Here is an 11,391-nt window from a genome sequence, read left to right as displayed (position 1 = left end):
ATACTGCAGCGCGGTGAGGCTGGGCTGGCGGATCAATCTCCCAAGCCCAATCACGTCTGGAATCGGGTGCCCTCTGACGTGAAGCGCAAGGTTGTGGATCTTGCGCTGAAGGAAACGGAGCTATCGCCACGTGAACTGGCGGTGAAGTTTACCGATCAGGAACGCTATTTTGTCTCGGAATCTACTGTATATCGGACACTCAAAGCCCATGACCTGATCACCAGCCCGGCCTTCATCGTCCTGAAAGCCGCCGATGAATTCCAACACAAAACGACGGCAATCAACCAGCTTTGGCAGACCGACTTTACCTATCTCAAGGTGATCGGCTGGGGCTGGTTCTACCTTAGCACCGTCCTCGATGATTACAGCCGCTACATCATCTCCTGGAAGCTCTGCACCAACATGCGGGCCGAGGACGTGACAGACACACTCGACCTCGCATTGCAGGCATCCGGCTGCGATCAGGTACATGTCGTTCACAAGCCGCGTCTGCTCAGCGACAACGGCTCCAGTTACGTCTCTGGGAATCTGGCCGAGTGGTTGCAGGATAAGGGCATGAAGCACTCCCGCGGTGCGCCATACCATCCGCAGACCCAAGGCAAGATCGAACGTTGGCATCAGACCCTCAAGAACCGCATCCTGCTCGAAAACTACTTCCTGCCATGCGATCTCGAGGCGCAGATCACGGCCTTTGTCGATCACTACAATCACCAGCGCTTACACGAGAGCATCAACAACGTCACACCCGCCGACGTCTACTTCGGCCGGGACAAAGCTATTCTCAAACAACGCGAAAGGATCAAACAGAAAACACTCGAAGCGCGACGCTTGCATCACCGCAAACACGCCGCATAATCAAACCAACAAGATGAGCCAAACTCTCACTTAGTTCAGGCCGCCATTGGTTCCAAAAACCATGACGACGGACACCCGCCGGCCCCAGGGATCGCATCCATCGTAGCAAGGCCGCTCTTCGGATTCACGGCGAGGAGTTCGGGATCAATGCCGAGCCGCGTGAAGCTGGCATAGCTGAAAGGCAGGTATGATCTGAGCGGCCGCGTGATGAAAAACGAGATGATCGACATCAGGTCATGCCCGTCCCCCTTCTTGCCGTTGAGATAGCCCATCACAACGGCGGAACTACCGCCTTCCCAATTGACCGCGTTGATCGAGGCGTCAACGATATCCTCTTCCGTCAGAACCTTTGCTATCAATTGCAACACAGTGTCGTGGCCCCGGCCGATCCTCAAACCCACAACGACCTCAACGCTTCGATCCGGGTCATCCGCAACAACGCCTCGACCGGCGACAAGCGCGACTGCGGCCCCTAGCACAACAGCGCAAGAGCTGGAAATGGACGTCGCGCCCACCTCCATCAGTTGATTGAATTTCCAAGGGCCCGCCGCACCGTTGTGCTGGCGGGATCAGGCCTCGGGTGTGCCTCTTCCGGCTCTCGTTTTTTCGGAAGTGGTTTTGGCACAGGGCCCCTGTCCCTTGACCAGCGAAAGACATTGCGAGGTCTACAAAGGTTTCGATTTCGCCGGAAAGTCTCAGCGCAGGCGCGGCGACACAAGTTGCCCCTTCGACGACTCAAGACGCGCGATCGCGTATCTACCGGCCGCGGTTGCCCAAACGTCCGGGAGAAGAGAGCGCCCCGCAACCTGTGGCAGCGCGGTTGCGCGTTCTTCGATGACCTCTTCAATCAGCGTATTCAGCAGAACAAAGCCGCTCGAGCCCTGGTGCGCTTGCCGCGGAACGGAGGTGTCTATGTCGTAGCGGATCTCGCGATTGGGCAACACCTTGTTGAAGTAGAGTATCGTCAGATTTGGGTCGCGCACGGCGAGAAATCCCGACTCCCCAACCGATGTAGCATCCTCATAGGCGACTGGTGCCAGAACCCTCAACAAGGTGCCCCGCGCAGCGAGAGGGGTCGAGTCTTTGCCCGGGAATTGGACCAAACTACCATGCATATCGCAGTGCGCTCCACATATCCGAGATCCACCAGCATCCGAAGCAATCCAGAACCGCTGCTTTACTGAAGTTAGAGCGCCGCCAGAACATGAGACTGCGCACCAAACTCCATCTGCTTGGCCATCCACCCGATCAGAGCAAGGATGCGTTCGGATCTCCGTCCACACATTTGTGTCCTTGCCTTTAGTCCATTTGTTCAAGTTGTCTAAGGACTCGGCACCTCCCCGCTGAAAAAGCCAAATCAAAACTCATGGCAGGGTCTTGGCACGAAGGGGTGTGGGACTGAGGTGGCTTCTGCCTTTTGGGGCATTGACTTGAGCCTTCCACAAAGACGCGCTGACCATGCCATTTCAGATCAAGGCAGGCTTGCCCTTGGCAACTATAGCTCGCTTGTTTCGCGCTAAGTGTTTGACGACCGCAGTTCGAAGGTCTGCCTCTCAGCCTTCGCGGCAGCAGCATGCGTGATTTACTGGCTGTGAGGCCTGATCCTAGCGGATGATCAAGGCCGGGAACACGCTGATCATGACCACAACCCATGCTGCGACCGCGACGAATGGCATGGCGGATTTGAAGATCGCGCCAGCTTTGGTGTCAGACACCGTTGCCGCCACATAGAGCGCGACACCGACAGGCGGCGTCATCAGGCCAAGCGTCAGGTTCAGGCAGAGCACGACGCCCAAGTGATACGGATCGATCCCATAGACCGCCGTTGCCACGGGCAGGATGATCGGCACCACCATGATCAGCGCCGGGATGCCGTCGATTATCATCCCGACCGCGAGCATGATCACGTTGATCAGCAGCAGGAACAGGATGGGATGATCGGCAACTGTCACGACCCAGGCAGCCAGCCCCTGCGGGATCTGCCCATAAATGAGGATCCAACTAAAGACATTGGCCGTCGCAACCATGAAGAGCACGAGCGCTGCATTGGACCCGGCAGTCAGCAGCATATTAGGGATGTCTCGGTCCGCAAGCTCGCCCGTGACAAATCTACCGATCACATAAGCCATGACAGCCGCGATGGCGGCGGATTCTGTCGGGGTCGCGATGCCGGTCAGGATGCTGCCGATGATGGAGGCAGGGATGATCAGGGTCAGCAACCCGTCCCGCAGCAGGGCGAACCGCTCCGACCGCGACAGAGGGGGTGCGACGGGAAACGGGCTGTAGAGGCCAATCACGAAGATCACGGCCATGAAACCCAACGCCATCATGAGACCGGGGACAATGCCCGCGATAAAAAGGTCCCCGATGGAGATCTGCGCGAGCACCCCGTAGACAACGAACATCATCGAAGGCGGAATGATGGGTGACAAAAGACCGGCGGAGGTTGTCGTGGCGACTGCAAAAGTCTTTTGGTAGCCCGCGCGCTCCATCTCCGGGACCATCACCTTGGACATGATGGAAATCTGGGCCGTCGCTGAGCCGAGGATCGAGGCCATCATCATGTTGGCGAGGATGTTCACGTAGACGAGCCCGCCCTTCATGGTGCCCACAACCGCGCGCGCCATGCCGATCAGGCGGCTCGTGATGCCGCCGCCATTCATCATCTCCCCCACCATCATGAAAAGCGGGATGGCCAGAAGCCCGTATTTTCCAATGCCCGACTGGAGCTGCAGCGCGTAGGAGCCGATGAGCGCCGTGTTGTCCGTGGCAAAGACATAGACGGTCGCCGAGACCGCCAGAACGATGCCGATGGGCGCTCCGATGAAGAGGAGAATGAGAAAAGCCACCGCGGTGATCATGAGACGTCGCCTTCTTCGCCTGTGTGGGAGAGGTCGCGCAGAAGGCACGCAGCGCTGTGAATCGCAAGCGTGAGCGCGAAGACCGGCATGATGAGGAAGAACCACAACCGCCTGACGCCGATCGTATTGGTGACTTCCTGATAGACGCTGTTGAACGTGTTCTCGAAGAAAACCGCGAGATCAAAACCGTGACGGGCCAGCGTTGCCGGGTCAAACCAGACCCAGCAGGCAAAGGCCAGAAACAGCGCGAAGGCCAGGTTGATCCCCTGTACGGTAATCGCCATCCGCCGCCGGGACACGTCCGAGACAGCATCCGACAGAAGCGTCACGGCGAAATGGCGACGCTGCGCGAACATCAGGCTCGAACCTACGAAGGCGAAAATGACCATCAGATTGATCGCCAGCTCATCGACCCAGTAGAGCGACCAGTTCACAGCACGGCTGGCCACGTTCAGGATCATGAGCCCGAGCACCGCCGCCACCAGCAGTTTCAAGACGACCGCCTCAATGCGGGCAATACCGTCCGAGGCCTTCAGGAGAAGTCGCATTCCGCCACCTTGCGCAAGTTGGTTGGGACCGTCCGCAACGTCGCGCGGACGGCCCTGTTGCTCAGGCCAGCGCCTGAGCCTCGGCCCGCAAGGCGGCAATCGAGGGCGCTTTCGGCTCCCAGATCCCGTTCCACTGCGCGAGCGTATCCCCAAAGAACTCCGGCTCCGCAGACGAGACAGACATGCCCGTGCCCTTGAGGTCGGCCAGCCATTTCGGCTCGAACTCCACATATTGCGCAAAGAGCCAGTCGATCTCCTCGGAGACGGTCTGCGACAGCATCTCCTTCTCGCCCGCATCAAGCCCCGCCCAATACTTGCCGGACACAACCGCAACCACGGGGAACATCATCTGGCTCGTGATCTTGAGATTGGGCGCCTGATCATAGAGCTTCAGCTTCCAGGCCAGCTCGAGATCGATATCGGCCCCGTCGACCTGACCATTGGCCAGAGCATCAAAGAGACCCGGCAGGGGGACGGGCGTGGGCGCCACATCCATCAGCTCGTAGAAATCGCGCAGCGGCGCGAAAGGCGTGATGCGGTATTTGCGCCCCGCCAGATCAGCGGATGTCGCGGCGGATTTGCGCGAAATCAGATGGCGCATCCCGCCAAGGCCAAAGCCCAGACCCTTCATGCCCAGCGTCTTGTACTGATCGAGCATCGCGGTCGCGGTCGCGCCGGTCAGAAGCTTCGAGGCCTGCGCGACATCCGCGACGAGATAGGGCGTGAAGAGGGCGGCCATATCGTCGATCCGGTTCGAGAATTCGGCCACCGTCAAGAAGCCCATATCGAGCCCGCCCGCCTGAAGCTGCTGGATCATGGTCGCCTCATTTCCCAGCTGACCCGATGGGAAGATCTCGGATGCAAATGCGCCGCCGCTCTTCTCGGCCATGGACTTTCCGACGCGGTCCATCGTCTGCGTCCAGAAATGACTGCCGGGCGTGATCGTGCCGATGCGCAGCTTCTTTGATGCCCCGGCCATGGTGAGGCCAGGCGCGGCGAGCGCGGCTGCAGCCAGCGTTGTAGTCTTCAGAAAAGTACGACGTTTCATTGGGTTAATCCCTCCCGTTGGCTTAGTCTTTTTGTCAGTGAAAATACGCGCCGCCATCTACGACCAGCGTCTGGCCGGTGATGAAGGCCGCGTCCTGAGATGCGAGAAACACAACGGCTCCCACGACATCTTCGGGCAGTTGATCGCGCGCAATCACCCGCGCGTTCACCGAGATCTCCTGCAGTTTTTCGATCTGATGCGGATTGGCTTTGACGCCGTCGGACATGGTGAAGCCCGGCGCCACGCCATTGACGCGAATGCCCGCAGCGCCAAGCTCCTTGGCCAGGGCCTTGGTCATCGCATTGATCGCGCCCTTGCTGGCCACGTAGTGCAATAGGAACGGCACCCCCTTGAACGGGGTCCCGGAGGACATGTTCACGATCGCGCCGCGACCCTGGGCCTGCATGGTAGGCAGGATCGCGGCTGTCACCAACGCCTGGCCCATGACGTTCACATTCAGCACCTTTTGCCATTCTTCGGGCGTGATCTTGGTGAACTCGGCGAGCTTGAGCGTCGAATAGAGGCCCGCATTGTTGACCAGCGTGTCGATGCGGCCAAACGCCTGAACGGCGGCCTCGGCCATCGCGTCGCAAGATGCCGGATCAGAAATGTCACAGGTGACCCCGATGGCTTCGCCGCCAGCGGCCACGATGTCGGCGGCAGCATCGGCTGCGCCAGAGACATCCGCGATGACCACCGCAGACCCGCCCTTGGCAAATCTGTCCGCGATTGCACGCCCGATGCCCATGGCACCGCCCGTGATGATGACAACGTTTCTGTCGCCCATGGTTGTTTTCCTCCCTCGTCGCAAGAAGCTCAGCGGCCAGAGGCGCTGCGCAGATCGCCGATCGTCTGTGTCGGTGTGATCAATTCCGGGTCGACCCGAAGCTCGATCAAGCTGGGTCCCGCAAAGTCACAGGCGCGCGCCCAGGCTTTGTCGAACTCGTCTGTGCGGGTAACTGTTTCCGCGTGGCACCCGTAGGATTGCGCCAAGAGGGCGAAATCGGGATTCACGAGATCGGTTGCACTGACGCGGCCCGGATAGTTGCGCTCCTGATGCATCCGGATCGTACCATACATGCCGTTGTTTACGACGATCACGGTCAAATTCGCGTTGTACTTTGCGGCTGTTGCAAGCTCTTGGCCGTGCATCAAGAAACAGCCATCCCCCGCAAAGCAGACGACCTGGCGGTCAGGATGCGCTCTGGCTGCCGCGACGGCGGCGGGAAGGCCGTAGCCCATGGATCCGGAAATCGGAGCAAGCTGCGTCCTGTGGGTGCGGTAGGTCAGGAACCGGTGCACCCAGACCGTGTAATTGCCCGCGCCGTTTGTGATGATCGCATCTTCAGGCAGCGCGGCTTTCACATGGGCCATCACCTCCGCCATGGCCAACTCTCCCCGCCCCTCGGGCAGGGTCGACCATGCGCGATAGTCCGCATGGCAGCTCTCGGCATGGGCTTTGCGCGCGGCTGAATTGGCCTTCGGACCGGGAAGCCCGAGCAGAGAGGCCACCGTCTCAGCCGCCTGCGCCGCGATGCCAAGGCTTGGGATGTAGACGCGCCCGATCTCATCGGGGTCCGGGTAGACATGGATCAGCTTTTGCGCTGGCAAAGGGATGTCGATGAGGCTGTAACCACTCGACTCCATCTCGCTGAACCTTGTGCCGAGAAGGATGAGCAGATCCGCCGACTTGATCCGTGCGGCCAGCTTCGGGTTGATCCCGATCCCGGCATCCCCAGCGTAGAGCGGGTGGCCATTGTCAAAGAAATCCTGACAGCGGAACGAAGCCGCGACTGGCACGTTCCACCGCGTGGCGAACTCCTGCAAGTCGAGGCGCGCGGCGTCCGACCAGGCACCGCCTCCCACGATGATCATTGGGGATGTTGCGGTTTCCAGCACCTCCAGGAGCGCTGTAGCATCACGCTCGGCAATCGTGGCACGTGCGGCCTGGGCTGTGGGAATGCCCGCCAAATGCGCTTGCGCTTCCTCTACGAGCATGTCCTCCGGGAGGGCCAGAACCACCGGGCCCGGTCGCCCGGACATGGCCACGTGAAACGCGCGCGAGACCATTTCGGCCATCCTCTCGGGCGTATCCACCTCGGCCACCCATTTGGCCACTTGCCCGAACATGCGACGATAATCGATCTCTTGAAACGCCTCGCGCTCGCGCATGTCGCGGGCCACCTGTCCAACGAAGAGGATCATGGGCGTCGCGTCCTGGCGCGCGATATGGAGCCCCGCCGACGCATTCGTGGCGCCCGGTCCCCGCGTGACCATCGCAATTCCCGGACGGCCCGTGAGCTTGCCATGGGCATCCGCCATCATCGCGGCCCCGCCTTCCTGCCGACAGACGGTCATGGCGATCTCGGGCGCGTCGGTCAGCGCATCAAGGACCGCAAGATAGCTCTCCCCCGGAACGAGAAAGCAATGATCCACCTTTTGCTGGCGCAAGCACTCCACGAGAATTTGCGCGCCCGTCAGGGTTTTAGGGAGGGTCGGTGCGTTCACAGGTTGAGTCCAATCTCGCCGAAGTTTCGGTAAGTCTGCGACTTGGGCTTGGCGCGGTCCTCTGCGTTGACGTAGTGGATCGAGGACTTGCCGCGCAGCGCGTCGGGCAGGACCATGGCGCGGATGAAGCGGCTCTCTAGGGCATGATCCGCCTGGGCAAAGACCGGGTCCGGCCCGCTCTCGAACCATGCGCCACCGGGGCCGAAGGCCGCCGAACTGCCTCCTGTGTCGATGCGGATCCCGCCCTCGCGCAGGCAGCGGATGCCAGGGCCTTGATGCGTATGCAGCATGGCGGTCCCTGCGGGCGGGAAGCTCACGCTGTCGAGGCGCAGGAAATGGCCCGGAGCGGCCAGATTGGCGGGCACCTCACCAGACAGCTTGCGCGCACTGTGGTGCGGGGCGTCCACCGGCGCGTCCTCAGAGAGATCCCAGCGCCAAAGCGACGCGCCCTCGGCCCCCGCCACGAGCGTCACGGGGCCGTCGGTGACAAAACCTTCATCCCGGGGATGAACCACTCCATTCAAGCTGACCTCGCCCGCCGTCACGTAGATCGCGCGCCCGGCGGTCTCGCCGAAGGAGACGGTCTGGCCGTCCGTGAGCGTATCTTCAAAGAGATGTAGATGCATTGCCGTGCTCCCCGTTTTCTATCCGCGCGCCTGCATGAAGGGCGCAGGAACAAGGAGCTTGTTCTCCTGATAGCGCACCAACGGCCTGATTTTCTTGACGTATTCCTTCCAGCCGGCATCCTGCACGAGCGTCTTGCGGCGCGACTGACGATCCGCGAGGTCGTCATAGCCCCACATGTGGACGATCTGGTTCTGCGGCCCGAACTCAACCTGGTAGTAGCCCAGAAGGTTGCCCAGTATCCGGGTCTGGACCACCAGACCCTCCGCCTCATAGAGCTTCAGGTATTCCGGCACCTTACCGATATGCAGCGTATAGATGCGCTCTTCGACGATCATGATGCCGCTCCGAGCCCGGCGAGGCAGATGTATTTCAGCTCGGTCCAGTCCTCGATGCCGTATTTGGAGCCTTCGCGCCCGATGCCGCTTTCCTTGACGCCGCCGAACGGAGCGACTTCCGTCGAAATGAGGCCGGTATTGACGCCAACGATCCCTGTTTTGAGCGCATCCGCCACGCGGAAGATCCGCCCCACATCGCGGCTATAGAAGTAGCCCGCCAGCCCGTAGGGCGTGTCATTCGCCATCGCGATGGCCTCGGCTTCATCCTTGAAGCTTGAAATCGCCGCGACAGGGCCGAAAACCTCCTGATGCGCGATGTCCATTTCGGGGGTGACGCCGGTCATCACAGTCGGCTGGTAGTTTGTACCACCTTGGGCATGGCGCGCCCCACCGATATGGAGCTTGGCGCCTTTCTCCGTGGCGTCGGCCACAAGGCGTTCGACCTTCTCGAGCCCCCGCGTGTCGATCAGCGGGCCTTGGGCGACACTCTCTTCGAGACCATGGCCTATCTTGATCTCCGCGGCCTTGGCGCACAGCGCCTCTACAAATCTGTCATGGATGCTGTCCTGCACGAGGATGCGGTTTGCCGCGATGCAGGTCTGGCCCGCATTGCGGAACTTGCAGATTTGCGCCCCCTCGAGCGCGGCGTCGATATCGGCGTCGTCGAAGACGATGAAGGCCGCGTTCCCGCCGAGCTCGAGGCTCACCTTTGTCAGATCGCCCGCGCAATCGCGCATGAGCTGTTTGCCCACGGCCGTGGAGCCGGTGAAGCCGATCTTGCGCACCATGGAGCTGTCAATCAGCGCTTTGCCGATGGCTGGCGCGTCCTCGCGATCCCCGGTCACAACGTTGAACACGCCGGGCGGCAGGCCCACCTGTTCGCCCAAGGCGGCCACGGCCAACGCAGAGAGCGGCGTCGCTTCAGCAGGTTTCAGCACCATGCAATTGCCCGCAGCCAGCGCTGGCGCAGCCTTGCGCGTCACCATGGCAGACGGGAAATTCCACGGCGTGATGCCACCCACGACGCCGAGCGGGTTTCGCGTCACAAGGATGCGCGCGTCCGTGCGGTGCGGCGGGATGATATCGCCGTAGACTCTACGCCCTTCTTCGGCAAACCAGCTGAAGAAACTCGCCGCATATTCGACCTCAACACGCGCCTCTGCCAGGGGCTTGCCCTGTTCCAGCGTCATCAGGCGCGCGAGATCCTCAGCATTCTCGCGCATCGCAGCGGCCCAGGCATTGAGCACTTTCGCGCGCTCCGCAGCGGTCCGACCGCTCCAGCCCTCATAGGCAGCCTGAGCCGCAGAAATGGCGGCTTCCGTGTCCGAGGCCGTCATGCGCGGGACCGAGGCGAGCACCTCTCCATTGGCCGGGTCTGTCACATCAAACCGCGCCCCCGAGCCGGCACCGACCCAGGCGCCTCCGATAAAGCAGTCTGTTTTCAAGAAGTCAGGCAGTTTGGCCAATGTCAGGGTCCCCATGTCTCAGCTGCAGTCGTGCATTTGCGTTGAGGTGAGGATGGCATTTGAAAGCGCAGTGGTCTTTGCCCAGGCGTCGTGCTATTTACCTATTTGTCCGACTATTTGCAGCACTTCGGGAGGGTGTGTTGGCTGACGCGTTGGGAATTGCCGTAGGCTCGTTCGGGCGCGTCGCGTTGCTGTCGGCCACAGAACCGGTTCAGGATCACGCGCACTCACAGGTTCACGCGCTCATCAAGCTGTCGGGACCGGACACGACCTACCAGGTCGATGGGAAGAGCGCGACGCTGTCTGACACTCAGATGGTGTTGGTGAACCCCTGGATCGTGCATTCCAATCAGCGCCCGCCGGGGATCGAGCCGACCGTTCTCTTGGCGCTCTATATCGACACGCTCTGGTTCGGCGACTACGGACCCCAGATACTGACAGGGTCTAAAAACCTGCCCTTTGCCGCACCTGTCGCGACGCTCAGCCGACAGGTGCAACTCAAGGCGCTCCAACTGGCAGATCAGATGGCGGATCTGCATAATCACGAGGAGAAGTTCGACATCCTGCTGCGTGATCTCGTCTGGTCGGTCCTGCAAAGCTCGCGCACGAATGTCATGTCGGAACAGGGGGCAGATCGATCCTTCGTGAGCGATCACCGCATTCGCAAAGCCATCAAGGCGTTCCATTCAAAGCCATCCAAGGAACTTGACCTGAATGTCGTCGCCCAGGAGGTGGGGCTGTCACGGTCGCAGTTCTACGCCCGCTTTCGTCAATGCACCGGCCTCTCTCCCCGCACGTATCTGGACACCCTGTGCTGCGAACGCGCGTCGCATCTACTGAGTGATCCGAGCGTAACAATTGCGGAGATTTCCGAACTGTTGGGCTTTTCGGCTCAAGGACACTTCACACGCTTCTTCAAGTCCAAGACCGGCGTGCCACCAAACAGCTTTAGAATGGCGCATATCGAAGTCGGTCGCGTTCTGATTTAGAAGTGCGCGGCAAAATGGTCCGCGGCACCTCCGTATTGGGACCTTCGATCGACGCGGCTATCCGTGCCTCTGCAGCATGGCTCTTTCGCTATCCTTTCCTCCCGCAACGAGATGCGTCAACCCTCGCGCGAAAGGGTGTAGTCCCTTTGGTGGT

General features: G+C 60.7%; 12 protein-coding genes. 2 read left to right on the top strand and 10 right to left on the bottom strand.

The window, feature by feature from the left end; genetic code table 11:
- Positions 1–855 (top strand): IS3 family transposase (locus tag ACP153_RS19885; protein WP_424972760.1); only part of this gene is annotated, 855 nt, incomplete at its 5' end.
- Between the two features lie 35 nt (positions 856–890).
- Here the strand turns inward: ACP153_RS19885 and ACP153_RS19880 are convergent.
- The 10 genes from ACP153_RS19880 to ACP153_RS19835 form a co-directional block, all read right to left on the bottom strand.
- Positions 891–1,220 (bottom strand): hypothetical protein, encoded by a 330-nt coding sequence (locus ACP153_RS19880; protein WP_424972759.1) that lies wholly within the window; start codon positions 1,218–1,220, stop codon positions 891–893.
- Between the two features lie 330 nt (positions 1,221–1,550).
- Positions 1,551–1,838, bottom strand: a complete 288-nt coding sequence (locus ACP153_RS19875) for a hypothetical protein (RefSeq protein WP_424972758.1) — start codon at positions 1,836–1,838, stop codon at positions 1,551–1,553.
- 621 nt (positions 1,839–2,459) lie between these two features.
- Positions 2,460–3,716 carry a TRAP transporter large permease gene (locus ACP153_RS19870; protein ID WP_424972757.1) on the bottom strand — a complete coding sequence of 419 codons (1,257 nt, stop codon included), beginning with the start codon at positions 3,714–3,716 and terminating at the stop codon, positions 2,460–2,462.
- A complete protein-coding gene (locus ACP153_RS19865) occupies positions 3,713–4,264 on the bottom strand; it encodes a TRAP transporter small permease (RefSeq protein ID WP_424972756.1) in 552 nt (183 codons plus the stop codon). Before ACP153_RS19865 ends, ACP153_RS19870 begins: the two co-directional genes overlap by 4 nt.
- Positions 4,265–4,325: 61 nt before the next feature.
- Complete coding sequence (locus tag ACP153_RS19860) at positions 4,326–5,312, bottom strand: TRAP transporter substrate-binding protein (protein WP_424972755.1); 987 nt, start codon at positions 5,310–5,312, stop codon at positions 4,326–4,328.
- A gap of 34 nt (positions 5,313–5,346) precedes the next feature.
- Entirely contained in the window at positions 5,347–6,099 is a 753-nt protein-coding gene (locus ACP153_RS19855; protein ID WP_424972754.1) for an SDR family NAD(P)-dependent oxidoreductase, read from the bottom strand.
- A gap of 29 nt (positions 6,100–6,128) precedes the next feature.
- Positions 6,129–7,820: a thiamine pyrophosphate-binding protein gene (locus tag ACP153_RS19850; RefSeq protein WP_424972753.1), complete on the bottom strand. Its 1,692-nt coding sequence runs from the start codon at positions 7,818–7,820 to the stop codon at positions 6,129–6,131.
- On the bottom strand, positions 7,817–8,446 hold the full coding sequence (locus tag ACP153_RS19845) for a hypothetical protein (RefSeq protein ID WP_424972752.1): 630 nt from the start codon (positions 8,444–8,446) through the stop codon (positions 7,817–7,819). The genes ACP153_RS19850 and ACP153_RS19845 overlap by 4 nt, the downstream gene beginning before the upstream one ends.
- Positions 8,447–8,464: 18 nt before the next feature.
- Positions 8,465–8,782, bottom strand: a complete 318-nt coding sequence (locus tag ACP153_RS19840) for an NIPSNAP family protein (protein ID WP_424972751.1) — start codon at positions 8,780–8,782, stop codon at positions 8,465–8,467.
- Complete coding sequence (locus ACP153_RS19835) at positions 8,779–10,263, bottom strand: NAD-dependent succinate-semialdehyde dehydrogenase (protein ID WP_424972750.1); 1,485 nt, start codon at positions 10,261–10,263, stop codon at positions 8,779–8,781. Before ACP153_RS19835 ends, ACP153_RS19840 begins: the two co-directional genes overlap by 4 nt.
- A gap of 125 nt (positions 10,264–10,388) precedes the next feature.
- On the opposite strand from ACP153_RS19835, the gene ACP153_RS19830 reads away from it, so the two are divergent.
- On the top strand, positions 10,389–11,237 hold the full coding sequence (locus ACP153_RS19830; protein WP_424972749.1) for a helix-turn-helix domain-containing protein: 849 nt from the start codon (positions 10,389–10,391) through the stop codon (positions 11,235–11,237).
- Positions 11,238–11,391 lie beyond the last annotated feature (154 nt).

This window comes from Dinoroseobacter sp. S76 (assembly GCF_049801095.1).
GTDB lineage: Bacteria > Pseudomonadota > Alphaproteobacteria > Rhodobacterales > Rhodobacteraceae > Dinoroseobacter.
This window is presented reverse-complemented; position numbering and strand designations above follow the sequence as displayed.